The organism is Cytobacillus firmus (genome assembly GCF_023657595.1).
Classification (GTDB): domain Bacteria; phylum Bacillota; class Bacilli; order Bacillales; family Cytobacillaceae; genus Cytobacillus; species Cytobacillus firmus_B.
The window spans coordinates 2378979-2404652 of record NZ_CP098323.1 but is presented as its reverse complement, the minus strand read 5'-3'; the positions used below and the strand labels follow the sequence as shown (position 1 = coordinate 2404652).

The following is a 25674-nucleotide window of genomic DNA, read 5'->3' as shown; positions in this document are numbered from 1 at the left end:
TTAAAGGATAGCCTTTATTATATTAGCCGGTTGATTTCCACTACAGGATGCCCGCTTTCCGCCGGGCTCACCTGTCCCGCTGCTCCCGCAGGAGTCTCGCACCTTCCGCTCCAATCAACCTAGTGCTACTTATCTAATAACTTTTAACCTAGCCTAACTGGAACTGCAGAATTCCTTGCTTTTTGTGAGGGAAACTGCTGTTCTTTGTTTTCTACAGTTTGAAGCAGTGATCGGTGATGTAGCGTATTCAGATTAAAAACACAGACACGGGTATGAAGGTACCACACCCTCGGATCTAATTGGCCTGGAATTACAAGGCGCCATGATCATATTTACGGTCAATCTAAAAAGAATACTTAAGCAATTGGGTAAATATAAAGTAAAAAGAGAACTGAAAACAAGAAAAAAGCCGGGCTTATTCCAAATAAAAACGAATAAGCAGGCTTTTTTCTTTCAGGTCTCCCCAGGAAAACCAAAAAATCGGCAGATTTTCAGTGGCCTCCTTTGAAAAGGTGTTTTTTTATTTTGGATTTCATATTACTTACTATTAAGATTTACCCTGAAAGGAGAAGGGTTAAAAGTAACTTTAAAGAGAAATACCTATTTGTCAGAAATTTTTTAAATCCTTATCTAAAAAATTTTTAACCTCCTTAAGTCGGTAACCTGGAGAATTTCCGATTTTTTCATTGAACTTTCTAACATAAGGCTCGGGGTTTTTTAACATGTCCTCATAATAGACATCAATAATTGTTTCAGCAGGCAGCCCAAAGGTATGCCGGTAATGATAAAGGTTTTTTAAATATGGAGTTAAAATTAGCGATGCATTACCAGTTCCCTTACGATCACGATTTGCCATTGAACGGACCGAAGCTTCAAATGGCCGATGTATAAATACATAAGTAATGTCAGCCACTTCTTCTAATAATGGTTTCCAAACTTCAAAAGTAAATAATGTTCTGGGATCCTTAATTCCCCAAACAGGTTTTATATTTTCAGAAAGAAAAGCTCGCATTTTAGATAATGTATAAATTTTAGCTTCTATTTTCTTGTTAATAGGAGGATTGTTCCATGAAGCTTTGGCAGTTTGCAGAATTTCTTGATTGATAGTCACAAACTCCATATTCTCAAAATGGCCCTTTGGATTATAAGGGGATGATGTCAGGAGTTTATCTCCCATATGAATTCCTAAAAGGTGCATAACACCTGCCGTTGCACTAGAGCCTGAACGATGAAGGCATAAAACTAGGAAAAGTTTGCTCTTCTTTTCCAAAGTCAACAGCTCCTTTTTGGAGTATTATAAAATGTTTATAAATTTATTACCTAATGTATTCTGCATGACCAAATTAGAAATTACCAATTAGGGAAAGCATTTTATCGATCCTATGCTGAAAGGTATGTTCTTTTAACACACGATCTCGGGCTTTATTTGCAATATTTGTCCGTTCTATATCAGCTGCCATATAATAATGAATCTTATCAACTAGTTCTTCCATATCTCTAAATGCTACGATTTCTTTATTTTCAACAAAATGGTTTGCTAAATCTTCTTTAAATTCTATAAGCTGAAATGCTGCACAAGCCGCCACATCAAATGTACGATTATTGATGGTTTTTCCGACAATTCCTAGCTTATTCTTGTTTTGCCGCAAATTTGATGGCCGATGAGAATTAAGTACTATTTTGGCTCCGTTATAATAGTCTGCTACTTTTGGAGGTTCTACCCATCCTTCATTGATTATTAGGTTTTTATTTTGCCTATAATTTCGTAAATAGCGGCTCCAATTTCCAACAACACTAATCTTGTAAGATGTATTTAGCAAAAGAAATTCCAAAATTTTCAAACGGTCAGGATATGGGTAACCAACGAAACAAATATCACTTTTGAATTCTTCTTCAACCTTTTGGGGATTAAAAACATCGGTGTTTGCAGCAAGCGGCAAGTGGTAAGCTTTCTTATGCCCTATTTTTTGATAATATTCAAGAGCTGCGGTGTCAATTGTAAATAAATATTCAAAATCGTTAATGAGGCCTATGGAACGATCCAAATTATAGGGATCTTCTGTCAGCCATAGTGAAGTTTTAATTCCATATTGATTTAGAAGTTGAATTATTATTTTTGGTAATTTGTAGCCAACGATTGTTAAGGCAAGCTCTGGTTTAAAATTTTGTATAATCGTTTCAAAATCTTTTAATCCCTGACTAAAAGTATAAAAAGTCACCTGATGGTCTTTTATTAATTCAGTATGAATCCATGATTCAAACCAGTCATAAATGCCTTTATATCCTGAAGTAATAAATAGGATTCTCATAAATAATCACCCAAAGTTACTAAAGATGAAATAACAAAATTACATCTTTAGTGAAATTAAAAGTATTGATTGAGATTGCATTCCTGCTGCACTTGACGCCATTTCAATACTAGAATTAACTAGAATTAAACATTTTTCATTTCGTTTTTAATATATGATGAAAAAGCAATTATTGTGAGAATAAGGGACCGTTTAATAAAAGCTAAATATTAATGGTTTAATCCGAAACCCTGATAGGGGGATATAATAAAAAGGAAGCTAAACAAAACGAACGAAAAGTCTATGAGTATTTTAAAAAATAGATTAATACCCATCGGCACTAGTCCATTCCTTTTATAAACATTAGACATATATATAAGTAAGTCAAAAATTTAAGGCAAAATACTATTTTCGGTATTGCACTTTAAATTTTAGTTGACAAAAAATTATAAGGAGTGGAATGTATGAAAAACAATACTGGACATGGCTGTGGATGCAATGATCATAAAGCATGCCCACCAATGCCTCCAAGCGACCAAGTAAAATCTCGCAGCACTGGCTGTGACGTTGACACGTTTCTAATTGGCGGCACTGAGGAAACAGTTGTTTTGGCAGATGTTGTCATGGAAACGCTCGTAGAAGCCGATATTCACCTGCCTACTTTTGCGTCTGATATTAAAAATATCAGAAAGAATGTTCATTTAACACAATGTAAGGCTACACCGGACTTTTCAGATCCATTTAGAGTAAAACTTTTCGTAGAAGGATATGTGCACAAAAATATTCAATATGTTGACGGTGGAAGCTGTGTAAGGGATTATAGTGTAAATGTACCTTTTAGATGTTTTGAATTTGTTGATGTTATCAACCCTGTTGCTTTTCCTTTCGAGGATCCATTCAGCAGCAAGAACAGCGGTAACTTGGAAATCAGGGAGATTTCGAAGGATGGAATGAGTGCAGATCGCTGTAATTTTGGTTCTATTACCTTTGAAGTAAATAATGAGCCAATTAAATGCAAACTGCTTGCATCTTTCGTTGACCAGTGGGACATTCTAAGTGATTTTGATAATTGGGGACGTTTTAACAAGATTACTGAAAAAATGAATGTTCAGCTTTTCCTTAAATTGTCTCAAAAACAACAAGTGGCCGAACCATCTCCAAATGGCCCTGCAAGTGCAGGATCTATGGTCGAAAGATTTAAAAAAATTACTCGACGCAGATAAATTTAGAAAGGGTGCCTTTTCAGGCGCCCTTATTAATTAGGAATATAAATTATTTATTAGCTGGATTAAGATCTACATACTGTTTCTGCAGTAAATCAATTTCCAGAATAGCTCTTCCCTGAATATCGATCTCTGTTATTTCATTCTCCAGGATGTCATTGTGCCATACAAAATGAATACTTTGTAATTGGGCTTCTATTTTTTCTGAAAAATACTGAGCGGCTTCATAATGTGAAGTTATCCCATGACCGTCATCTGTCTTAAAAGTATATTCCTTTTGGAAGCTCGCTATTGGCATTTGTGGAGGGTAGAGCCAATCCGCATCTGCTGTTTTATCCCATTTTACAGGTATTTTAATTGTATGAAGAGAACCTCCAGCAGCATTATCTTCATATTCAAGATCTGCTATAAGTGTCCCTTTTAAAAATATAACACTTGAAGGGAGAATAACATTCGTTTCCAGTGTTTGAACGGACCATTCCAATTTGGTGATGTTCTTAATTGGCAAATGGATAGGGAAGGCATCAAAAATATCTAATTCAATGTTCAGCTTTTCCACAAGAACGGGTATTTTCACCGTCGGCATTAAGACTTTCGGCAAGCATCTCTTAATGTGAGCTGCAAGGCATTGATCTTCTTTGCTCGATTCGTCAGGACAGAGTTTCCGATCAAAAACATCCTCAAGAGCAGTGGATTCGCCGGTACTTTCTGTAACTTCTGATGATGATTCTACATAATCCCCATAATAGGATTCTGGATGAGAGGAAGACTCTTCAAGATCCAAAAAGAATTTTTCCTCATTTATACCCAGAAACTCAGCATTTTTTGATTCCTCTAAAGCTGAATAACATGAACTATCCTGACATTCGGACTCAAGCTCGCATGAAGGTAACTCATTATCTGCAATACCCAGATTTTTAATTTCTGAAGATATTTCTTCATTTTCAGAATTAAGGATGCGAGAAAAACTTTCAAGCAAGTCTGAGACCTTTTTGAGATTATCACCAGAATCTGCAATCATATTTTTGTTCTTCTTTTTTGACTCATGGGCTATTTGGAGTATACTCGAAAATGTTTCTTGCATTTTTAAAGATTGGTCTTTATCATCATCCCCATGGAAACCTAGAACATTATTTTCTGAATCTAAATTCTCTAGTATTGAATAGGCTTTTTCCAATAGGGATGAGAATTCGCCTTTATATGGGGCCAAGTCATTATCTTCTGGCAGTCCGGATTCATCAGTCTCAAGATACACTTCATCCTGTGATATGTGCAGGTCTTTTTCATCTGGCTGAAGGCCGTCAAATGAGGATGTTTCTTCATTAGCATCAAGGGTATTTACATGATTTATTTCTTTTACAGCAGATGATTCTTCATCACCCATTAGATAAGTGTCAAGAGAGTCATTCTTCTCTGCAGAGGATTCTTCTTGTTCTGAATACAAATCTGACATCATTGAAAAAACTTCATCCTGCTGCGAAAGGGGATGATTATATAGAGATCGAAGTACTTCCTCAGAGGAGGATTCATAAAGCATTGAGAAAAATTTTTCCACAAGGGGAAGTTCCTCCTCTGTAGGAGCAGCTAAATAATCCTGCGTATCTGATTCCACTTCGCTGGCTAGTTTATTTTCAAAAAAAGATAATCTTTCTACGGCAGTATCTGAATTCTCCAATCTTCCTGCTTCTTTTCCTTGCAGCATCAAAAGAAATTGTTGCTCTAATAGTGAACTATCGTTATGTTCTTTACTGTTTCCAATACTTTTATCAGCCATAAATTCGACTGAATAAGGAAGCGATTCCTCAATGGAGGGAGAATCCTCTGTCCGTTTTTCATCATGAAAAAACTGACGATCATTCAGCTTTAAATTTGAAAAAACTTCATCAAATCCGTCAGATGCAGACATATCCTTTAAAAAGAACTGAGTTTTTACGGCTGAATTTTTTTCAGGGACTGTTGGAGACCAGGAAAGCATTGGAGAGAATGGAGTCAGCATGTAAGAGGCTCTTTTCTCGTTATCTATCCAGGATTTGTCTGATAAGTTCTTTTTCACTCCATTTTTTTGGCTCTTCTTTTTCTCATTAATTTCTTTATTTTTTGGCGCTTTATTTTTGTTTGTTTCTATTGAATCTTTCGGACTGCGACGAATTAACTGCTGTGCTTCTATCTTTGGCGACGGGAATATTAAAGGTTTAGATCCACTTTTGCTTGATGAATTCCCAGGAGCAGATGTCCGCTCCTTGGTTTTCAACACCTGGTTATTCAGGGGATCCATAATCTTGGGATTATTTTTATTATCCTGATTATTTCTCTGATCCTTCTGCGAAAAAAAGAGAGGATCAGGTTTATTGCCCCGTCCTTCTGTTGAAGGTATTCTTTCATGGAAGCCATAAATTCGGTTATAAGCATCGTTCATATTATTCATATTAAATGGAAGATGTTGGCATGAAAACCATTCTCTCCAATCCCCTCCTTACTTTGAGATTCCTGTAAGAATCTTAATCACAGCAGTCGCAGCAATCATCATTGGTAGTCGAAGCTACACGAATCTGTTGGTTTTGGAGTACTTTAAGGTCAATATCAAGAACCATTTTCTCTTCTACTTTTGTAAAATATCCCTCTCCCAGAGGAGATGAGGTTGGCAGCGGCTCCCGATCAATTGCTTCATCCCATTCAATAATCTTACTCGAAATTAACTCACAGAAAGGCAATTCATTGTAAAATTGCTTGCTTTCCTGGTGAAATTGGGAAAGATCATTTGACTGCAATTCATCTTTTTCAGGGAACCCTGATGGGAGAGGCTGTGAAACCAGGAAATCAAATTCATTGCGTTTATTCGTCTTAGGCATAACAGGACAAGTTAAAAACTTCTTAATCTCTGTGATGCACTGAAATGGAATATCTGTCGTGAAAGAATGAATATCGGAAGCAACAGATTTCGGCGTGCTGGGTTCAATCTCCGGGCTCGGACTTGCATATTGAATATTTTTCCTCACAAAACCTTTTATAAATAACTTGTTTGTAGGGAGCAGCAACCTGCATTGAGTTAGTTTTACATGTTTTTTGATATCTTTAATTTCCAGCACTGGTTCTGGAAAGGTTATAACCGCATCCACATTTATTTGAAGTGTAAGTTCAGCTAGGACAACTGGAACCTTTGCCACTATTTTTCCAATAGATACTTGCGGATGGTGGTGTTCATGACTTTCACATTCACAATGAGTAGTTTTTACTTGGCAATCATGTTTTTTATGATCTTTATGTTTATCTGACATTCGGGGTCCTCCTAAAATCAAGATATTGCATCCTATGCATGATAAACGTCCATGTTTGGGCGGTTGCCCATGGGCATTTGCGGAATCGTTTTTTTTCCTTTAAGTATTAATTTTTAAACTTTTAAAGACTATGTATGTTTATCTATGTCATTTTTTTATATTGGGAATATAATATTTTGCAGGGCAATGTATTTAAAAAGGCAGTACCATGATTCCAGAGGAATTCATGATACTGCCTAATGAATCCTATCGCCACTCGCCAAAGTTAGATAGATTCACATTGGCCTGACTAGAGCGGTGGAGTAGGGGGAGGAGCGACTGCGGTTACAGGCACTTGCTGATTTTGAAGGATTTTCACTGTGAACTCCAAGAACATTTTCTCTACAACTTCATGGAAAGCTCCTTCTTCAAATGGAGCATGACCTGGCAATTTCTCCCTATCAATAGCTTCATCCCATTCAATGATATTACTTGAAATTAATTCGCAATAAGGAAGCTGGTTGTAAAATTGTGTACTCACTTGGTGGAATTGGGAAAGATCACTGGACAGAAGGTGATCTTTTTCAGGATATCCATGACCCAATTCTTGCTCCCTGAAAAAGTCAAATTCTTGTCGAGTGTTTACAAATGGGAGCTGTGGCGGTGTTAAAAACCTGTTGCTCGGGATAGTCGTCACACACTCAAAAGGCACATCTACTGTTAAGGAACGCATTTCAGAAGAAACACATTGACCTGATGAATTAGAACACGGAGTTGCATATTGAATATTTTTTCGAACGAAACCTTTTATAAATAATCTCAGGGTCGTAGCCTGAAAAGGATTAGAACCAGCAGTTATGCCAGGAAGCAGTAAACGGCATTGAATAATTTTAACTCTCTTTTTGATATCCTTAATTTCTAGTACAGGATCCGGAAATTTAATATTAGCCACCATATTTGTTCTTACAGCTATTTCAGCAAGTGTTACAGGAACTCTCAAAACTCTGGTGCCTACAGGTGTTGTTGGGGCTACAGGTACCGGTACATTTTCGCATTCGCCCATATGAGCAGATACGTTAACATCCACACATTTTTTGTCGTTGCTATTCATTAACTTTTTCCTCCCTTTGATTTTAGGTTCATGTTATCCTATGCGTTTCCATGGTTATTTGCAGTAGTACAAACGTGGAAATTTGGCCAATTTTTATATATTAGTCTAAAAAAATTTATAAAAGTACGGGCACATTTGGACTCCTATCACGCATAGGATTCAGAAGGAGGAGTGAGGAATCTATGGAAAAACAAAATTTTCTTGCTGTAGATATTGGAAACAGCTGGTATAAAGCTTTAGCGTCAGATAATGGAATCCTTTCAGAATATCAGCTGCCAAATGCTATTGCCCTGTTTGATGAAGAATTTTACGAAAAGCCATATGATGATGATGATATCGTGCTGGAAGAGAACCTTATTGTAGAAGTCAAAAGCCCGGCAGTGATTGATAAAAGAGAAATTTTCTATATTGGCAAAGGAGCTGCCAGACAAAGAGATGTTAGTCTAACTGCATTTAACAACCAAAAAGCAGATGAGGACAGAACCTATTTGCTGTTGTTTGGTATGGCAGCCTATCATGCATTGCTTCAGTCCCCTGAAGAATCAGAAATACATTATTCTATTGACCAATTAGCTGTTTCACTTCCAACAACTCAGTATAAAGAAAGGAAATCACGATTAAAAGATAAGCTGGCAGGTACACATACAGTCATTTTTCATAAAGTGCCCGGAGTGCAGGAACCCAAAGAATTAGTAGTAAAATTAGAAATTAAAGATATAATTGTTGGTGCTGAAGGAGCCTGTGCATACCTGGGGTTAACAAGAGATCAGGAAACTCTCGAAGTAAAGAATGAAGAACTTGTTAAAGAATCAATTAAAGGAATCATAATCGGGGATCTCGGGGGAGACTCTGTGGATTTTGTGGGAATTAAAAATAATAGGCCTGTTGCATCTGTGGAGGGAGAATCATTCGGGATCAACCAATTTCTTGATAATATTATCCAAAGAGTAAGCAAAAAGGAAATGTTCCGATTTGATTCACGGGCTGAATTGGAGGAAAAATTGGCTGCCGGTCAATCAGAATGGTATGTTGAGCCATTTGCAGGTGTAAGAAAGGATATTAGCAAATATATTATCCCTCAGCTAAAATCCATGGCTATTAAATATCTTGAGCATTTTGATCGTGTGAGAAGCAGTACCACAGAAATTAAAGGAGCTGTCCGCTATATTGCAGTCGGGGGAGCAGCGAAATTGGCACGGAAGCAAATCCAAGAAGCTGCAGTAAGGTGGAATGAAAGGGGCCGGCCAATTGAGCTAATGTTCCCGCAAGACATGGAAAAGTTAAATGTTCAGGGTTTAATGATTTTGGCTAAAATGAATCAGTTAAAGAAAGTACAAGGAAATCACGTAATTTCCACTAAAGGTTAAGGATGATGGAAATGTTCAGGACATATACAGACTATGTTAATAAAACTGCTCTTACTCTTCCTGACAAATTCATTGATGTAAGAACCGGCGAATCCATTGAGGTATTACCTAAGGTTCTGGAACAAATAGAATATCACTCAAACAATAGTACTCTTATTCATTTGGTTTTAACAGCTCTAAATAGCTATTTGCAGCCAAAGAGTATAAATAACGGCAACAGTATACTCCTCGAAGAAATAAGAGAAATTAAAAGAATGATGCAAATGGGTTATCTCCCAAGAGGAAATGGTCAAATGGGAAATGGACCAACACAAATAAACGAAACATCTAACCTTGATTTGATTGAGGTAGAAGATGTATTAGAGGCATTTGGCGGCTAATCATTATCAGCTATGTAAAAAGGTGCACCATTATGGAAGGTACACCTTTTTTACTCTTTCCCAACTTGCTGCTTTGTTCATGCTTATAAACGCACAGCAGGCAAGCACGTAACAGCACAGAAACAGGAAAGATCTACAGTAATACATATCCCAGTCCCTATTAGATCAGAGACATCCTCACAGTCAATTTGGCTGCATGGAGAACAGATACTCTTTTTGAATAGATCTTTTGAACATTTTCCGGATTTGAAGGTTAATAGCTCAAGTACGGCACATTTACCATCGAGATCTTTAATTTTGAAAATAAACGATTCGATACATGCAAATTTCTTTTGCTTAGAATGGCTAAAGATGGTTACACCACTAGCTTTAAAAGGTTCAGCTTCTTCATTATAAAGAATGAAAGGAATTGCATTTTTCTTTGGCTTTTTAGATTCTCCCAAAAGCTCTTTTATAGATTCATTGCAAGATGTTTTACATTCATCATCACGCTTTGCTTTTTTCTGAGCGTTAAGAATAGCTGCTAAGACTTCCCTTACGCATACTTTATGATGTGTAGGGTGTTTGTGATGATCTTTTTTATCCTTATCATCTTTTTTATCCTTATCATCTTTTTTATCCTTATCATCTTTTTTACCCTTATCCTTCTCTTTCTTCTCTTTATCATGGCAGTCGTCACTGCTTTCTTCGTCCATCCAGTCCCTATGTTTATCATCGTAATGGCAACAGCTGCTTTCATCTTTATGGTCATGATGACTATATTTAAACATCGGTTCTCACTCCCCTTTAATAATTACTCAAAATAGCATACGAAACTCTGGTGGGTTTTGAGTGAGAATCTCGCCTATTACTTGAGAAAAAAATTTAAGAAAATAAACTATCTTTATACTAAGGCACCCTATAGATTGAGCAGGGGTGCCAATAATATGATTAATAAATATATGACTAAAGTACAAACATAAACACACAAAGAAAGTGTGCCATGCTTCCCATCATAATGAAAATATGAAAAATCTCATGAAAACCCATATGATTGAACTCCAGGAATTTTGGTTTAAACGCATAAATTACTCCGCCGATCGTGTAAAGAATGCCTCCAAGCAAAAGAAGCAGAACGCCTGCTGAGCTTAATGATTCAGAAAGAGGTGAGAAAGCGAAAACGATAATCCATCCCATCGCAATATATAACGCTGTTGAAAGCCAGCGCGGGCAGTTGAACCAGATCATTTTAAATAGAATGCCTGACAAAGCAACAGCTGTGACAATTCCAAATAGAACCCAGCCGGTCACACCATTTAAGGTGATGAGGCAAAAAGGTGTATACGAACCTGCAATCAATACATAAATCATAGAATGATCAAGCTTTCTTAAAAAGGCAATGACTTTATCTTTAGCGATGACCATATGATAGGTAGCAGATGCTGAATAAAGGAGCATCAAACTGATTCCAAAAATAGCAACAGCCGTAATGGCAATTGGTGAAGAAGTTGTCAATGAGGCTTTGATTACCATGGCAAGCAAGCCGGCAAAGGATAGAATGGCCCCTGCTAAATGGGTTAGTCCGTTGATGGGCTCCCGGATGTACGAATTCATTATATCTCCTCCTAATGTTCTTGCATATAGTTTTTATAACTACTTATTATAATATATACAAAACAACACATAGTCAATATTTACAATCTGCGTTTTTTTAAGTAGAATTTATATAACGACAAATGAGGGGTTTGAGGAATTGTATGGAATTGAAAAAGCTCATTGCGGATAACCAAATTCAATTGGAAGATATACCGCAGATTGACCTATACATGGATCAGGTAATCCAGCTATTTGAAAATACTTTTGGCAGCACGACGAGAAATGAAGAGGAAAAAGTGCTGACCAAGACAATGATAAATAACTATGCAAAAGGGAAATTGTTTTTTCCTGTGAAAAATAAAAAATACTCAAAGGAGCACCTTATATTAATTGCTTTTATCTATCAGCTAAAAGGGGCTCTGTCTATAAACGACATTAAAAGCCTGCTGGATGGCGTCAACTCGAGGACGGCAGAGGGAAAGTTGGATCTGGACCATTTTTATCAGCTTTACCTTGATTTGGCGAAACTGAATGCCGATGCATTTATGAATGATCTGGAAAATCAGGCGGGCAGGGCGGCAGAACTAAATAAAGGGAAGCCAGCCCAGCTCGAAAAAGTCCTGCTGGCATCTTCACTGGTTCACATGAGCAACTTGTACCGCAAAGCAGCTGAACGCATTGTGGATGAGGTAAAGGAGACAGAGGATGAGGATGGCATATAGAAAATTCATTAAAAAGAAAGAAAAACGAAAACCAGGACTGTTTCGAGAAATCATGTCCGAAATCCTCGATTCAATTGTTGTGGAATTCTTTCTTCGGATCATACTTTGGATACCTCGGTTAATTATCAGCTTCTTTAAAAATTTGTTTTGATCTTGAGTTTATTGGATCGGACATAAATAGGGGAAATCCAGCCCGATGAGTCCGAACCTGAAGCAACTTCGGACACAAAAAGCGAAAATCAGGGAGTCTGAGTCCGAACCTGAGGCAACTTCGGACACAAAAAGGAAAAATCCCGGAATTTGAGTCAGAACCTGAGGCAACTTCGGACACAAAAAGCGAAAATCTGTGAGTTTGAGTTCGAACCTGAGGCAACTTCGGACTCAAAAAGCCAAAATCAGTGAGTTTGAGTCTGAACCTGAGGCAACTTCGGACACAAAAAGACAAAATCAGGGAGCCTGAGTCCGAACCTGAGGCAACTTCGGACACAAAAATCAAAAATCAGGGAGTTAGAGTCCGAACCTGGAACAACTTTAGACACAAAAAGCGAAAATCCGGGAGTTAGAGTCCGAACCCGGTGCAACTTCTGACACAAAAATCAAAAATCAGGGAGTTAGAGTCCGAACCCGGTGCAACTTCGGACTCAAAAAGCCAAAATCAGGGAGTTAGAGTCCGAACCCGGTGCAACTTCGGACTCAAAAAGCCAAAATCTCGGAATCTGAGTCCGAACCACCTTCCCATTATACAAATCCTCACCATAAACAAATCCACGCATCAGAAATCAGCGGAAACCAAACAAACAAAAACCCGGGCAGCCACAGCCCGGGTTCTTGTTTATAGAAATACGAAATAGATAACCCCCGCCAGTACAATCCTGTAAATGGCAAAAGGAATCAGTTTAATCTTACCTATAATCTTCAAGAAGAAGCGGATCGAAACTAAGGCAAAAATAAATGCACTGATGAATCCTGCAATAAAGAACGGAAGCGCTTCGACTGAGAAGTATTCAAGATTCTTTATTAATGAAAGAAAACTTGCACCGGCCATGATCGGCACAGCCATAATAAAAGTAAAATCAGCTGCAGCCCTGTGTGACAGGCCAAGCAGCACGCCGCCGGAAATGGTGGAACCCGAACGCGAAAATCCAGGCCAAAGGGAGAAACACTGTATCAATCCAATAGATAAAGCCTGTTTATAGGTGATTTGATCAACAGAAACAGTCTTCGGGTTTTTGCCTCCAAAAATATCAGCAAAAATCATCAGAAATGCACCAATAACCAAACCAATCAGTACCGTTTCAGTTGAAAACAGGTGTTCATCAATATAATCCTCAAACAAAACGCCAAGAATCCCTGCTGGAATTAACCCGACAATAACTTGAGATAATTTCAGGCGGCTTTGTTTTTCTTCAGAGCTTTTACCCCGCCTCCCAAGACCGAGCATTTCAATGAATCGGTCTTTAAAAATGATCACAACCGCTAAAATGGATCCCAGCTGAATAACGACTTTAAACGTATTGGCTTCATATTTGGATAAGAACTCTTTTGTATTAAGCCACATATCATCCACAATAATCATATGTCCTGTCGATGACACTGGGGCAAACTCAGTCATTCCTTCAACAAACCCCAATATAATTGCTTTCAAAATCATAATAAAATCCATAACTGTTACATTCTCCTTTTAATCTGATGCAAACAACTCCATTTAATGATTATAAACCATTTGAGATAGATAGGAACACTATTTTACAAAGTAATATAGTTGTAAACTGTCTATTAATTCAGCGGAAAATGTCCTAAAAGTGATTTGCAGCAATGGTCAATACTAGGCAGAAATCCCCATTCAAAGTCTTTGAAATCTAATAGGATCTTAATAAAAAATAGTTCGATCACTAATTCACAAACTCTTCACAGAATTCCAAAGTCTTGTGAGAAAAATCACCAATTTCAGAGCTGATTTACCATATGATAAAAGCAGATAAACCAATCGATTATAAGGAGGAAATCAAAATGAAAAAAGGAGTAAAATATCTGCTTACTTCCGCAATAGGCATAGGCTTGCTAACGGGATGCAGCCAGGGGGCAGCACCGGAAAATTCCCTACAGCCTGAGGAAAAAGTCCTTGCAGCAGAAACAAACCAGCCAGAAGCAATCGCACCACACAAAGATTTAAATCAGGAACCTATTCCATTGAAGATTGAAAGAGTCGGGGCGAATGAAGTGAATGTCGAAATGACTTCCCAAATTACAGATATAGAAATCGACAAAGGTAAATTCTATAAAGCATGGACATTTAACGGGGAAGCACCTGGACCGGTAGTGGTTGTCAATGAAGGGGACACAATAAATTTCACCTTAAAAAACATGGATCCGGCAATACCGCACAGCATGGACTTTCACGCTGTACACGCAGCTCCTTCAAAAGACTTCTCGAACGTCCAGCCTGATGAAACGGGAACATTCAGTTACCCTGCCAATAAACCGGGGGTGTTTATGTATCACTGCGGAACTTCACCGGTATTATCACATATCGCAAACGGCATGCACGGAACAATTATTGTAAAGCCAAAAGACGGCTATCCGACTGATAAAGAGATTGATAGAGAATATACAATTATTCAAAACGAATGGTATAAATACAACGACCTTGATGATTTTACGAATGGAGTTCCAAGTCATGTGGTTTTCTCAACAAAGGCGTTAAAAGAGGGAGACCCTAATACAAATGGAGATACGTTCACACTTAAGGATAATCCGCTTCTTGCTAAAGTAGGGGATAAAGTAAGGATCTATGTAAACAATGTGGGACCAAATGAAGTAAGCTCTTTCCATGTGGTTGGTACAGTGTTTGACGATGTATACATTGACGGCAACCCTTATAACCATTACAAAGGTCTTCAGACGGTCATGCTCCCGGCGAGCGGCGGAGCTGTTGTGGAATTTACCGTTACGAAGGAAGGCAGCTACCCAATCGTGACGCATCAATTTAACCACGCACAAAAAGGAGCCGTCGCCATTCTAAAGGTAACTGAGACCGGTGAAGACGACGGCAAGGCTACAATGAGCCATTAAATATAAATAAAAACTCAACTTAAACTAAATTATACAAGAGAAAAAACAAAAATGGAATCCTTTTTCCGGCTGCCTTTTAAAAGATAGCCGGAACGCATATTTTCGGGCAGGTGATCGCTGAGTGTATAAAAAAATCGGATGGTTTCTATTATTTTTCAGTATGATCCTGGCCGGAAAAGCTTCCGCTCAGGAACTCTCTGCAGCATCATCAGAAGAGCTGAGAGAAGCCTTGTCGGATCCGAATGCATCAGTCATTAAATTACAATCTGGAATATATGAAGGCAATTTTTAATAGAGAGAAAAGTCCATATTATCGGGGATAAAGGAACAAGAATTATAGGATCTGAAAATGGCCATGTGCTGACAATTGCAGCGGACGATGTCATCATTGAAAATCTGGAAGTGGAAGGCAGCGGATCACAGAATGCCGGAATCTATGTGACAGGAGACCGTGCGTATCTTCACCATATTGCGCTGAGGAATGTTTTTCACGGCATATATGCAAGGAATTCATATGGGCACCGGTTTGAAAATAATCTCATTACCAGCTTCCAGAGTAAGGACCGGCACAAGGGCTTTGGCATCTATTTGGTCGAAGCCCCAAATACTGCGGTTAAAAATAATTACTTCTTCCACACGCAGGACGGTGTTTATGTGTCCTATTCTGATTTTTGTGAAGTCACGGGGAACATCATGTCCAAAGCACGCTATGGCGTCCACACAATGGATTCCCGAAATGTATTAATTGCAGACAATAGGGTGACTGAAAGCATCAACGGGCTCATGATCATGCAAAGCTATGAAGTATTTATTCTTGAAAACTATTTTTATAAGAATACTGAAAATGAGGGTGCCGGGATTTTTATGTATGACACATTTGATTCCAAAATTGCTTCCAATATTGTGAGGGGCAATTACAGGGGGATGATTCTTGAAAACGCACAGCGGAACAGACTTGAATTTAATCAGGTTCAGGAGAACGATACCGGCCTGGAAATGGGGAAGAACTCAAATGATAACACCATTTATTTAAATAACTTCTCGGGGAATACAAGGCAAATCATTTCCGAAAAAGATAACAGGAATCTATTCAGTAAGGATTCTTATGGCAACTATTTTGATGATCATCATTTATTGAATTTGGATCATGACCATAAAGTGGACTTTGCCTATAAAAGCGGTGATGTTTTTTATCAAATGGCAGATAAAGAACCTTTACTGCAGATCTTTTATCAAAGTCCGGCCGTAGAATTGTGGAATATGATTGAACAATACACTCCGATTCCATCAGATGCTTTTATCATAGATGAGTCACCGCTTGCTGAAGCTGCGCCTGTTGAACAGAAAGAACTCAAATCAGAAAAAAGGAATGCCTCTCCAAGCCGTGACCCTTCTTTAATCCTGTTCTTTTTCCTTATCGCTTTAACAAGTCTGCTTATTTTGAATTATGGGAGGAAGCACAATGAGATTTAGACCTGTTATCCTAATGGCTGTTCTCACATTATTGCTGAGTGCATGCTCTACATCAGCATCGGAGCCGGCAGAAATCAAACTGAATGAGGATAGCTGTACTGCCTGCAATATGGGGATTGCTGATTTGGAATCAGCAGCACAGCTTATTTTAAAAAGCGGTGAGCCTGTATTGTTCGATGATATTGGGTGTATGACACAATATTTACAGACTGAGAAGCCTGAATATGAGGCAGCCTTTGTACATGATTATCTCAGCAGGGAATGGATATTGTTTGATGCTGCTGCATTTATACAGAACAGCGATATTGATAGCCCCATGAGCTATGGAATAGCAGCTTTTGAATCATTGAAAAAAGCCGAGGAATACCGAAAGAAGCACGGTGGAACTGTGTACTCCAAAGATGAGCTTCTGGAAGCTGATATGAAGAGCTTTAAAGGAGATGGAAAGAATCACAGTCATTAACAAGATAAATACCCTCAGCACGAGGAGGAATCAATATGAATCCCGGACTTTTGTATTCTATGACAAAACATGAACTTCGGCTGCTTTTAAGAAGCAGATGGCTTTTTAATTTTATGATTTTATTTTTCTTTCTGGCAGTTCTCCTTTATTTGTATGGCCTTCAGTCTGTAAAATCCGATCCCGCTGAAGTAACGTATGGGCTGGAGGGTGTTAATGACAATATTGAGACAATGGGTGTGAACCCGGAATATTACGGCCTAAAAGAAATAAAGGCGGAAGAGGGCAATGCAGCGGGATTCAGCCAGTCTGCCTACAACCGTTCGATTGCCATGCTGATCAATCTATCTCTTTGGATGATTCCGGTCATCTGCATGATTCTTGGCGGGAGTTCGATTATTGCCGATAAAGAAAATGGGAGATTATCCTTATACAGAACCTATCAGGCATCTTCAGGATATTATCTGATCAGTAAATACCTGGCTTTAGTCCTTTCACTATTCTATGTAATAGGCATTTCATATGGGATATTCGGCTTGATTTTCTCTTTGGCGGGAAGCTCTTTTAATGCACATATTTATCAAGTTTTTTTGCTGGTGAATATGCTTGTAATCCTTGTATTCTCAGCGGCATCCTTACTCATTGGAGCCCTTTCCAAAACAAGGATGCAGGGACTGTCAGCAGCCATTATATTCTGGATTCTCATGGTGTTTATATACGAATTTATCATCTTTTCTGTCATCGGGTGGGTTCCATATGCATTCAAGCAAAACAGCCTGTTCTTGTTTATCCTTCTGAACCCGGTTGAATCCGTCCGCGTATGGTCGATCTCTAAACTGAATTCTGAATATGTATTTGGACCTGAATACCTCATAATCGAAAAGTGGGGGACAAATGGGTCTTTAGCAATTGCCCTTACAGTATCCATCTCACTCATAATTCTAATCACCATCCTATCTTCAGCCCGGCTTTTAACGAAAAGAGGTGTATAAAATGATAGTGGAATTGAAGGAGTTATACAAAGCATATAAAAAGAAGACAGCATTAGCACCGCTGAATCTCCACATTGATCAGGGGGAATGTATCGTATTGTGCGGGGGGAATGGAGCGGGAAAAAGTACAATGATCAAAATGCTTACAGGTGTTGAAAGTCCCACCACTGGAAGTGTGGAGTTCCATTCGAAACAGCGGAAGCCATTTGCTTACATGCCTGACCAAATGATGTTCCCAGCAGAGCTTACACCTTATGAAATCCTTGATTATTATGGTCGATTTTTAAATAAGAACAAGGAAGCGATCAAATTAGTTTTAGAAAAAACAGGCTTATGGAGCGAACGGAACCAGAAAGCTGGAGGATTTTCAAAAGGGATGAGTCAGCGGCTTAATCTGGCTCAGTGTCTGCTCGCCGATACGGACATCTATATCCTTGATGAACCGACAGACGGATTGGATCCCTATTGGGTTATTCAGCTTAAAAAGATAATAAAGGAGTTGAAAGAGAAAAATAAAACGATCATTATCAGCAGTCACATTATGAGGGACGCCATAGAAATCGCCGACAAACTGATTATCTTATTTAACGGGAAAATAAAATTTTATGGAACGCTTGATCAAGCTTACAAAGAATATAAATGTTCCTCATTAGAGGAGGTATTCCTTTATATACACAAAATAGAACATCAATCGGACTGAAACAAAGAGCGATTCCATTTAGGAACCGCTTTTTTGACCACTGTTTTCATAAAATGAATATTGTTCAACATCCTTTGCCCATAGCTTCGCATTTTTTCCGCTAAGTTCAGCAATCCATAAATCTCCTTTTTGCTCTGCAAGCTTTTTTCTGACCCATGTTAATTTACCGGATGTCTTTAGGTAAAGAGGGTTATAATCTCCAATTGAATTTTTGGGATAGGTGATTCTCGTCTGCTGGGTCTTGCTGAGCTGAATCAGACAGAGTGTTGGTTCCGGCCGCCTCTGCGGATCATTTGACCATTCACTTTCATCCACGCGTGAAGCTACGAGCCTTTCATTATCGACCCACGTAAAGCCCATTTCCGCAAATTTAGCAGGGGTAAGGTTCAAGGTTTTAATAGCAGGCAATTCAGCCACCTTCAATTTTTTGTTTTTGAAGCCCATGACAATTCTGCCCCCGCCCGCAATGTAGCCCAATAAATTCCTGCCCGGCGCCCACTTAGGAACGTCAAGATGAAGGATCATCTCATCAAGAACTTCAAAATTCTTCCCATCAGGAGAAATGACACAAACCATATCACTGTCCATGGCCAGGGATGCAGTTGGACTTACTATGAAAGAAATCCATTGCCCGTCTGGTGAGAATTCCAATGTGGTAGCGTTTATAGCCATAATGGATGCCTTGCCGTTGCCTATTTCCTTAGGTATAGAAAATATCGGTTTCACATGCTGAGTCAAGTTCATATTTTCAAGTTTTTCCGGCAGTTGAACCTTATATAGAATGGGGCTGGTCCAGCCATCCGGCTTTAAGACGGCGCTTGAAGATAAAATAAATCTTTTTCCGTCAGGATACCAATTATAATCATCTACTCCTAAAGCGATATTATAGAATTGATCCAGATCGGATATGTTTAAGACTCCGTTGCTGGTGAAAGCAATCCTGTAATCGGAAGGTGCCCATTTGGCATTCCCGCCCCCTTGAAAAATCCTTTTATGCTTCTTTGACTTTACATTGTATACCCATATCTCTGTGCTGTTTTCCATATCAGGCGATTGGGGTTCCTGCAATTTTTTTTCGTATAGGAGCCATTGGCCATCATAGGACCACTTTGGCGTATTTGTGAAATTTCCAGGTTCCGCAGTAATCTGTTCTTCAGCCGCTCCGGTCTTGATCCACAAATAGCCATTTCGTATAAAAGCTGCCTGCAAATGGTTTTCTGCCGTATCTCCCCATGCATCTGACGGGATAATAAACAGGAAGCTGCAAAGCAGCAAAATCAGCTTGCGCATATCCTTCTCATCTTCCTTCAAGTTACTTAATCATGTTTATTATGGACAAAGAGAGATATTTTATCGCAGTCTAACGGGCAGTAAGACCCCCACTTCAAGACTCAGAGGAATCAAAGGAGGATAAGCGGGGGTCAAACTGCCCGTAAAGGCCCGATTGGTTCAACTAACAATCAGTGGGGGATAAGGATACCCCCACTGATTGAAGTTTCACTTTATTGAAAGCAAATGAAAAGAGCAGATTGAGTAAATGCTTTAAATTTTCGATATAATTCCAATTACTTTATAATGATGGTTTAGCAGACAAAATTGCCCAGCTCCGTTTTTTCGGATGTCAATCGGGTAAAAACAATTAAAAATGGATTAATATTGGAGGAAATCAACTTTGTTCATTGCTATTTTGTTTTTTATGTTCATGTCCTTTTTCCTGTCAGGAAGTGAGACTGCATTAACTGCTGTTAACAAAATGAAATTAAAATCCAGAGCAGATAATAATGATAAGAAAGCACAAAGAATTTTGGATGTGGTGTCAAAGCCTGATGAGATGATTACATCCATTTTGATTGGCAATAACATTGCTAATATCATGCTGCCTACACTGGTTACCATAATTGCGCTTGATTATGATTTCAATGTAGGGGTGGCAACGGGAATTCTGACTGTAGCATTAATTTTATTTGCGGAAGTTCTGCCAAAATCCATCGCAGCAAGCTTTTCCGACAAAATTGCTTATATTGTATTTCCGATCATTCGAATTCTTATGCTGATTTTAAAGCCGGTCACTTTTCTAATATCCAGGTTTACGAGGGGAATTATTAAATTTCTTTCAAAAAATAATGGAGAAGCTGTATCCGTATCCAAAGAAGAGCTCATCACCATGGTTGATATTGCTGCCAGCGAAGGAACCTTCCATGAAGAAGAAACACAGCGAATTAAAGGGATCATTGATTTTTATAATTTAGATGTCAGCGATGCGCTAAAAACGCCGCGAATGGAAATTGAAGGCATTCCATTTGAAGCAACGATGGAAGAAGCAAAGAATATAGTGTTGGATAATCGTTTTACAAGGTATCCGGTGTATAAAGATAATATGGATAATATTGTCGGGGTTTTCCATGCTAAGCTTTTGCTCTCCTGGTCCAATCAGCCTGAGAAGTCCTTAAAGGATTTTACTGATTTAGAGCCTTTATTTGTATATGAATTTCATAGCATTGACAGGGTGTTCAAAATGATGATGAAAGAAAGGAAGCACCTTGCCATTGTTCTTGATGAATATGGCGGGACAAAAGGCATCATCACACATGAGGATATTCTTGAAGCGATGCTTGGCCAGGAAATTGAAGATGAAACGGATGAAAATGCGGAAGTCCTGATCGACGAATTAACGGAAAACCACATTATTGTTCACGGCAAACTGGCAATCCGCAGAATCAATGAAGTCTTTAAAACAAAAATCCCCGAAGAGGAAGACATCCTTGCAGGATTTTTACTAAAAGAACTGAGTCATTTTCCTGAAGAAGGGGAAACATTCGAATACCATCATCTGCATTTTGAAATAAAATCAATTGTAGACAACAGAATTAAGCTTGTCGAAATTAAGAAAAAAACACCTTGATATATATGAGCATTATTTCCGCGCGGGAATAATGCTTTTTTATTATCAATAAATAAACCAGGGTATATTCGGGAACAATAGGTACAGGAAAATAAATAAATAATTTTTATTTTTCTGAAAAAATAGGTCCTTTTTAGTATATAATGTAATAAAAACAATAAAGTTAGAGGTGATCTTAGCATGGAAAACAAACCATTTCATTTTGATGGAAGCGTACAAATGAACTACGAAACAGACGATGAAGCAACTTCAAGCATTCCTTTTGAACTAACAGATGAAATGAGAAAAAACATCGGAACCAATCCATATTCACCTAAAGAACAAGAATAAATAAGGACCCTTTTGGGGTCTTTTTTTTGTTATATTCGTAAAGTTAAGTTTCTATTTTTTGGATATGTAATTAAATTAGACCTCTGAGTTGATTGAGCGGAAGGCACTTGATACTCGAAAATGCTGACGCCATTTCCTTCGTTCGGTGTTCATTCGAGGAAGCTTATTCAATGTCATGCGGGAGGAGAGAGAAGTGTGAGACCCCCCAAGCGAAGCTGAGGAGGCTCACATTCCTCCCCGCGGGTTCGCTGCGTGCGTGGAGCGGAATCAACGGGCTGACTTCATAAACAAAAAAACAGAAGCTTTGAAAAAAGGGCCTATTTTATTGAGGATTATCCATCCTTAATTTTGGGTATTAAAAAATAGCATGAGCAAATCATTTGAAAATCTTTTTTGTTTTGAATATGATTATCTCGGATTAAGAATAAAAAATGATCATACTGCAGGATGAATACATATTTTACTTCTGATTCAAACTAACTTGAAAACTCAAAATGGAAAGGTGATAAAATTATGGCTCAGGTTTTATACATTACAGCACACCCTCATGATGATAAAGTGTCATACAGTATGGCAACAGGAAAGGCATTTATTGATTCCTACAAGGAAGCTAATCCAAATGATGAAATCGTTCATATTGATTTATACAAGGAAAATGTCCCGGCAATTGATGTAGATGTATTCAGCGGATGGGGCAAGCTTCAGTCAGGCAAAGGTTTTGATGAACTGTCTGAAGATGAAAAGACAAAAGTAGGCCGCTTATCCGAACTAAGCGAACAATTCGTTGCAGCTGACAAATATGTGTTTGTTACACCACTTTGGAACTTTTCGTTCCCTCCAGTAATGAAAGCGTATCTTGATTCAGTGGCTGTAGCCGGCAAGGCATTTAAGTATACGGCTGAAGGCCCAATCGGGTTATTGATTGACAAAAAAGCGATTCACATCCAGGCTCGTGGAGGCATCTATTCTGAAGGGCCTGCAGCTGAGATGGAAATGGGTCACCGTTATTTAACAGTATTAATGCAATTCTTCGGCGTCCCTTCATTCGAGGGTCTGTTCGTGGAAGGGCACAACGCAATGCCTGATAAAGCTGAAGAAATCAAAGCTGATGCCATTGCCCGTGCAAAAGACAAAGCAAAAACTTTCTAAACAAAAGCAGCGGATTTCCGCTGCTTTTTCTTTTTGACTAGGCATATATAAGGAGAGCTCTTGTCCCGGAAGAATAGTATAATACAGGAAGTTAATAAGCTGGGAACGAAAGGGGGAAGGTTTGTGAAAATCTCGGAATTCAGCCCCAGGCATTTAAATGAGGAAGATGTTTCCAAGCTGCTTTATGATGGGATTGAGGATAATCTGAAAAAAGGAGATTTAATATTTGTGCCTGGAAGCAGCAGAGCTGCAGAATATCGATTGCCTGAAGCTGTCAGGCTTTATCAAGAAGGAAGGGCAAAAAAGCTGCTTTTATCAGGTGGTGTAAAATGGCCGGGCAATGAAATGACTGAAGCAGAAATGTTAATGAAAAAAGCCATTTTGTACAGAATTCACCCCAATGACCTCTTCATTGAAAATAAATCTCTTCATACAAAAGAAAATGTGCTTGCCTCTATGCTGGTTATGGACCGGATGTGCGGGCTGGAGAACATCTCCAATATCATTGTTGTGACGGCTCCATTTCATATGAGGAGGCTGCACTTAACATTATTGACGTATATGCCAAATTGGATAAACTACTCTCTCGTATGTTCTGATGATGGTGCAACCGGGAAAGAGCAATGGAAGCAGCATCCTTATGGGAGAAAAAGAGCGTTTGATGAAGCCGGGAAAATAATTGATTACGTGAAAAAAGGCATTCTGATGGATCAGGAAATTTAATGTCAAGAAAAATCCCCGCCAGTATCCAATTGGCAGGGATTCTTTTAAAATGTATTATAAACATTCTCGCATTCTTCCGCTGTAGGCTCGTAAAAGCAATGCAGCTTAAATCTTCCGGCTAAGGGCTGATTGTACCATGTGGGCGGACATTCGCCAGGCGGCCGGAAATACCATAGTGCAAATTTGGATGGCCAGATCCGCTCACCACGTACAGCCCTTCGCGCGAGTCTTCTTTCCACTTCCCTTGCCCTCTGATAAAAATAGCCTTTTTGGACAGCTTCAAAAGCATGTGGCTGGTAAATCATTTGCGGTATGGTGCGAATTCCTTTGAAATCAGAACAATTCCCCCTGATTCGGTTAATCCCCACATTTCCAACCATTAGCATACCCTGCTGGCCTTCTCCTTCAGCCTCTGCCCGAAGAAGGCGCGCCAGCAAATCAATATCCTGATCCCGTGCCTTTACAACCATCTGTCTCACCCTCGTTCCTCTAATTTTAAATAGGCTGATATAGGGTATGCACTATAGGGGGAAATGTTCATTAAAGCGAAGATTGCAAAATAACGAAAAAAAGCTCCTGCTGAAGCGGGAGCTTTTAGTTGGCATAAAAATTTTCCGTATAATAAGGCTGTGATTTTGAATTAAAAGCGACACCGACACCCAAAAATTCATAATCCCTACGCAGAATATTTTTGCGGTGGCCGAGTGAATTCATTAATCCTTCGTGAGCAAAGATACTGCTGAATTGACCGGAAGCAAGGTTTTCCCCGGCTAACATAAATGAAACTTCATCCGCCTGCATTCTGTCAAAAGGGGAGAGGCCCTGCAGATTGGTATGGTCAAAATAATTATTCTCTGCCATATCGCTGCTGTGCTTGCGCGCCGTTTCCTTAACCGTATCGTCCCACTCCAGAACGGGCACTCCATGATTTACTCTCTCGGCATTAGTAATATCGAAAAGCTGCCATTCAAATCCTTCTTTTAAGACACTGCTGGCATTTGCATAAAAGGATTCTTTTTGCTTTTCAAGTGATTTGCTGATTATTTGAATGGATGTGACCGTATTGTCACGATGCTTATCATAAAAAATGGTTACGTAATTCCCATCCAGTTCGTATAAGTCATAATCACGCTTTTCTTCAAGCTGAAAGATGACCAAGTCTTTTCTCATTCTGTCCAGCGGCTTTCCAAGCTGCTCCGCCACGGATGCCTTTGGCGTCCCGTAGGCAATCTCTTTTGTGGAAGAAATCAGATCCTGATTTGTATATATGCCCGCTGCTTTTTCCTGCTTGTCATAAGCGACCATTACGAAATTTTGATAGTGATCATGATAGGCATGCCAGTCTGTTCCATATTCATTCGCAGAGATACGGATGGAGGGACCGAGATTCTTTTCGATTTCAGCCTTATCATCCCCTATTTCTATGTTATGAATAGAAAAGGTTTGTTCCTCAGGGGCTTCCAAAACAGGTTTTTCGGCTGTATCTTCAGGAGAATTTCTTTCCCCGGTATATTGCCCGATTGTCAGGAGTAATTGATCTGCCCAGTTTTGCGCCTCCTCCATCACGCCAGTAATTATATTCTGGAGGTCCTTATTGTCTTTAAAAAGCTGAATATCTGTTTTTATATTATCCATTACAGTTCCTGACTTAGAATCATCTGCTGATTTTTCATCAGGCTGTGAAAAAGCGAAACCGAGAAATAACAGGATAAGTATAAATAAAACCTTCCTCAAATAATCTCCTCCCATGCACCTTTAAACCCAATATCAAAGGTATACCCATTCATTATAAGATCTAAAAATCCGGAAATGCAAAACATTGCGGCTTTCCTTATTTTTCTACCCTGTTTGCCTGTCACTTTAACCGTGATTCGATATTTTCCGTTTTTAAGTAAAAAGTTTGGGTAACATAATTATAAAAATGAAAATGAACAGATGAGCTGCAAAGGGGGA

The 25674-nt window shown here is 38.8% G+C and carries 25 protein-coding genes; 14 read left to right on the top strand and 11 right to left on the bottom strand.

Going from position 1 to position 25674, the window contains the following annotated elements; translation table 11 throughout:
* Positions 1–607: 607 nt before the first annotated feature.
* Both NAF01_RS12240 and NAF01_RS12235 read right to left on the bottom strand, forming a co-directional pair.
* Entirely contained in the window at positions 608–1270 is a 663-nt protein-coding gene (locus tag NAF01_RS12240) for a sulfotransferase family protein (RefSeq protein ID WP_197215302.1), read from the bottom strand.
* Between the two features lie 73 nt (positions 1271–1343).
* Complete coding sequence (locus NAF01_RS12235) at positions 1344–2309, bottom strand: CgeB family protein (protein WP_250802368.1); 966 nt, start codon at positions 2307–2309, stop codon at positions 1344–1346.
* Between the two features lie 443 nt (positions 2310–2752).
* Between NAF01_RS12235 and NAF01_RS12230 the strand changes: the two genes are divergently transcribed.
* The gene (locus NAF01_RS12230) at positions 2753–3511 is read left to right on the top strand and encodes a CsxC family protein (protein ID WP_197215300.1); all 759 of its coding nucleotides are present in this window, start codon (positions 2753–2755) and stop codon (positions 3509–3511) included.
* A gap of 49 nt (positions 3512–3560) precedes the next feature.
* Here NAF01_RS12230 and NAF01_RS12225 read toward each other — a convergent pair whose 3' ends face one another.
* From NAF01_RS12225 to NAF01_RS12215, 3 genes are all read right to left on the bottom strand, one after another.
* Positions 3561–5285, bottom strand: a complete 1725-nt coding sequence (locus NAF01_RS12225) for a hypothetical protein (RefSeq protein WP_250802367.1) — start codon at positions 5283–5285, stop codon at positions 3561–3563.
* 724 nt (positions 5286–6009) lie between these two features.
* Positions 6010–6786 (bottom strand): CsxC family protein, encoded by a 777-nt coding sequence (locus NAF01_RS12220; RefSeq protein ID WP_197245689.1) that lies wholly within the window; start codon positions 6784–6786, stop codon positions 6010–6012.
* Positions 6787–7075: 289 nt separating this feature from the next.
* Positions 7076–7876 (bottom strand): CsxC family protein, encoded by an 801-nt coding sequence (locus tag NAF01_RS12215; RefSeq protein ID WP_250802366.1) that lies wholly within the window; start codon positions 7874–7876, stop codon positions 7076–7078.
* Positions 7877–8058: 182 nt separating this feature from the next.
* Between NAF01_RS12215 and NAF01_RS12210 the strand changes: the two genes are divergently transcribed.
* Positions 8059–9243, top strand: coding sequence for a ParM/StbA family protein (locus NAF01_RS12210; protein ID WP_197245693.1), 1185 nt, complete (start codon positions 8059–8061; stop codon positions 9241–9243).
* 11 nt (positions 9244–9254) lie between these two features.
* A complete protein-coding gene (locus tag NAF01_RS12205) occupies positions 9255–9623 on the top strand; it encodes a hypothetical protein (RefSeq protein WP_197245695.1) in 369 nt (122 codons plus the stop codon).
* Positions 9624–9706: 83 nt separating this feature from the next.
* On the opposite strand, the gene NAF01_RS12200 is transcribed toward NAF01_RS12205, so the two are convergent.
* Entirely contained in the window at positions 9707–10393 is a 687-nt protein-coding gene (locus NAF01_RS12200; RefSeq protein WP_250802365.1) for a CotY/CotZ family spore coat protein, read from the bottom strand.
* A 175-nt stretch (positions 10394–10568) separates the two neighbouring features.
* On the bottom strand, positions 10569–11216 hold the full coding sequence (gene trhA / locus NAF01_RS12195) for a PAQR family membrane homeostasis protein TrhA (protein ID WP_197245697.1): 648 nt from the start codon (positions 11214–11216) through the stop codon (positions 10569–10571).
* A gap of 143 nt (positions 11217–11359) precedes the next feature.
* Between trhA and NAF01_RS12190 the strand changes: the two genes are divergently transcribed.
* Positions 11360–11920 (top strand): DUF1836 domain-containing protein, encoded by a 561-nt coding sequence (locus tag NAF01_RS12190; RefSeq protein WP_197245699.1) that lies wholly within the window; start codon positions 11360–11362, stop codon positions 11918–11920.
* Between the two features lie 832 nt (positions 11921–12752).
* Here the strand turns inward: NAF01_RS12190 and NAF01_RS12185 are convergent.
* Positions 12753–13583: an undecaprenyl-diphosphate phosphatase gene (locus NAF01_RS12185; RefSeq protein ID WP_197245701.1), complete on the bottom strand. Its 831-nt coding sequence runs from the start codon at positions 13581–13583 to the stop codon at positions 12753–12755.
* Positions 13584–13930: 347 nt separating this feature from the next.
* On the opposite strand from NAF01_RS12185, the gene NAF01_RS12180 reads away from it, so the two are divergent.
* The 6 genes from NAF01_RS12180 to NAF01_RS12155 all read left to right on the top strand — a co-directional run bounded on the left by NAF01_RS12180 (position 13931) and on the right by NAF01_RS12155 (position 18617).
* Positions 13931–14992 (top strand): multicopper oxidase domain-containing protein, encoded by a 1062-nt coding sequence (locus NAF01_RS12180; protein ID WP_048011829.1) that lies wholly within the window; start codon positions 13931–13933, stop codon positions 14990–14992.
* A 121-nt stretch (positions 14993–15113) separates the two neighbouring features.
* Positions 15114–15284: a hypothetical protein gene (locus tag NAF01_RS12175; protein WP_250802364.1), complete on the top strand. Its 171-nt coding sequence runs from the start codon at positions 15114–15116 to the stop codon at positions 15282–15284.
* 65 nt (positions 15285–15349) lie between these two features.
* A complete protein-coding gene (locus NAF01_RS12170; protein ID WP_250802363.1) occupies positions 15350–16465 on the top strand; it encodes a right-handed parallel beta-helix repeat-containing protein in 1116 nt (371 codons plus the stop codon).
* The gene (locus NAF01_RS12165; RefSeq protein WP_197245713.1) at positions 16455–16928 is read left to right on the top strand and encodes a nitrous oxide reductase accessory protein NosL; all 474 of its coding nucleotides are present in this window, start codon (positions 16455–16457) and stop codon (positions 16926–16928) included. The genes NAF01_RS12170 and NAF01_RS12165 overlap by 11 nt, the downstream gene beginning before the upstream one ends.
* A 35-nt stretch (positions 16929–16963) precedes the next feature.
* Positions 16964–17917 (top strand): ABC transporter permease, encoded by a 954-nt coding sequence (locus NAF01_RS12160; RefSeq protein ID WP_250802362.1) that lies wholly within the window; start codon positions 16964–16966, stop codon positions 17915–17917.
* A 1-nt stretch (position 17918) separates the two neighbouring features.
* Positions 17919–18617: an ABC transporter ATP-binding protein gene (locus NAF01_RS12155; protein WP_250802361.1), complete on the top strand. Its 699-nt coding sequence runs from the start codon at positions 17919–17921 to the stop codon at positions 18615–18617.
* An 18-nt stretch (positions 18618–18635) separates the two neighbouring features.
* Here the strand turns inward: NAF01_RS12155 and NAF01_RS12150 are convergent, their stop codons facing one another.
* Entirely contained in the window at positions 18636–19928 is a 1293-nt protein-coding gene (locus NAF01_RS12150; RefSeq protein WP_250802360.1) for a TolB family protein, read from the bottom strand.
* A 361-nt stretch (positions 19929–20289) separates the two neighbouring features.
* Here NAF01_RS12150 and NAF01_RS12145 point away from each other — a divergent pair, with 361 nt between their 5' ends.
* From NAF01_RS12145 to NAF01_RS12130, 4 genes are all read left to right on the top strand, one after another.
* Entirely contained in the window at positions 20290–21519 is a 1230-nt protein-coding gene (locus tag NAF01_RS12145; RefSeq protein ID WP_250802359.1) for a CNNM domain-containing protein, read from the top strand.
* Between the two features lie 180 nt (positions 21520–21699).
* Positions 21700–21849: a hypothetical protein gene (locus NAF01_RS12140; RefSeq protein ID WP_250802358.1), complete on the top strand. Its 150-nt coding sequence runs from the start codon at positions 21700–21702 to the stop codon at positions 21847–21849.
* Between the two features lie 513 nt (positions 21850–22362).
* Complete coding sequence (locus NAF01_RS12135) at positions 22363–22998, top strand: FMN-dependent NADH-azoreductase (protein WP_250802357.1); 636 nt, start codon at positions 22363–22365, stop codon at positions 22996–22998.
* 123 nt (positions 22999–23121) lie between these two features.
* A complete protein-coding gene (locus NAF01_RS12130; protein ID WP_163144546.1) occupies positions 23122–23721 on the top strand; it encodes a YdcF family protein in 600 nt (199 codons plus the stop codon).
* 44 nt (positions 23722–23765) lie between these two features.
* On the opposite strand, the gene NAF01_RS12125 is transcribed toward NAF01_RS12130, so the two are convergent.
* Positions 23766–24191, bottom strand: a complete 426-nt coding sequence (locus NAF01_RS12125; RefSeq protein WP_250802356.1) for a cell wall hydrolase — start codon at positions 24189–24191, stop codon at positions 23766–23768.
* 124 nt (positions 24192–24315) lie between these two features.
* Positions 24316–25455, bottom strand: coding sequence for a CAP domain-containing protein (locus tag NAF01_RS12120; RefSeq protein ID WP_284709508.1), 1140 nt, complete (start codon positions 25453–25455; stop codon positions 24316–24318).
* Between the last annotated feature and the right edge of the window lie 219 nt (positions 25456–25674).

What these genes read in the sequence shown, in the direction of transcription:
- NAF01_RS12185 (WP_197245701.1), bottom strand. Translation starts at nt 13,583, where the DNA reads ATGGATTTTATTATGATTTTGAAAGCAATTATATTGGGGTTTGTTGAA.
- NAF01_RS12215 (WP_250802366.1), bottom strand. Translation starts at nt 7,876, where the DNA reads ATGAATAGCAACGACAAAAAATGTGTGGATGTTAACGTATCTGCTCAT.
- NAF01_RS12140 (WP_250802358.1), top strand. Translation starts at nt 21,700, where the DNA reads ATGGAAAACAAACCATTTCATTTTGATGGAAGCGTACAAATGAACTAC.
- NAF01_RS12210 (WP_197245693.1), top strand. Translation starts at nt 8,059, where the DNA reads ATGGAAAAACAAAATTTTCTTGCTGTAGATATTGGAAACAGCTGGTAT.
- NAF01_RS12200 (WP_250802365.1), bottom strand. Translation starts at nt 10,393, where the DNA reads ATGTTTAAATATAGTCATCATGACCATAAAGATGAAAGCAGCTGTTGC.
- NAF01_RS12230 (WP_197215300.1), top strand. Translation starts at nt 2,753, where the DNA reads ATGAAAAACAATACTGGACATGGCTGTGGATGCAATGATCATAAAGCA.
- NAF01_RS12205 (WP_197245695.1), top strand. Translation starts at nt 9,255, where the DNA reads ATGTTCAGGACATATACAGACTATGTTAATAAAACTGCTCTTACTCTT.
- NAF01_RS12180 (WP_048011829.1), top strand. Translation starts at nt 13,931, where the DNA reads ATGAAAAAAGGAGTAAAATATCTGCTTACTTCCGCAATAGGCATAGGC.
- NAF01_RS12220 (WP_197245689.1), bottom strand. Translation starts at nt 6,786, where the DNA reads ATGTCAGATAAACATAAAGATCATAAAAAACATGATTGCCAAGTAAAA.
- NAF01_RS12225 (WP_250802367.1), bottom strand. Translation starts at nt 5,285, where the DNA reads ATGGCTGATAAAAGTATTGGAAACAGTAAAGAACATAACGATAGTTCA.
- NAF01_RS12125 (WP_250802356.1), bottom strand. Translation starts at nt 24,191, where the DNA reads ATGGTTGTAAAGGCACGGGATCAGGATATTGATTTGCTGGCGCGCCTT.
- trhA (WP_197245697.1), bottom strand. Translation starts at nt 11,216, where the DNA reads ATGAATTCGTACATCCGGGAGCCCATCAACGGACTAACCCATTTAGCA.
- NAF01_RS12165 (WP_197245713.1), top strand. Translation starts at nt 16,455, where the DNA reads ATGAGATTTAGACCTGTTATCCTAATGGCTGTTCTCACATTATTGCTG.
- NAF01_RS12160 (WP_250802362.1), top strand. Translation starts at nt 16,964, where the DNA reads ATGAATCCCGGACTTTTGTATTCTATGACAAAACATGAACTTCGGCTG.
- NAF01_RS12135 (WP_250802357.1), top strand. Translation starts at nt 22,363, where the DNA reads ATGGCTCAGGTTTTATACATTACAGCACACCCTCATGATGATAAAGTG.
- NAF01_RS12155 (WP_250802361.1), top strand. Translation starts at nt 17,919, where the DNA reads ATGATAGTGGAATTGAAGGAGTTATACAAAGCATATAAAAAGAAGACA.
- NAF01_RS12235 (WP_250802368.1), bottom strand. Translation starts at nt 2,309, where the DNA reads ATGAGAATCCTATTTATTACTTCAGGATATAAAGGCATTTATGACTGG.
- NAF01_RS12190 (WP_197245699.1), top strand. Translation starts at nt 11,360, where the DNA reads ATGGAATTGAAAAAGCTCATTGCGGATAACCAAATTCAATTGGAAGAT.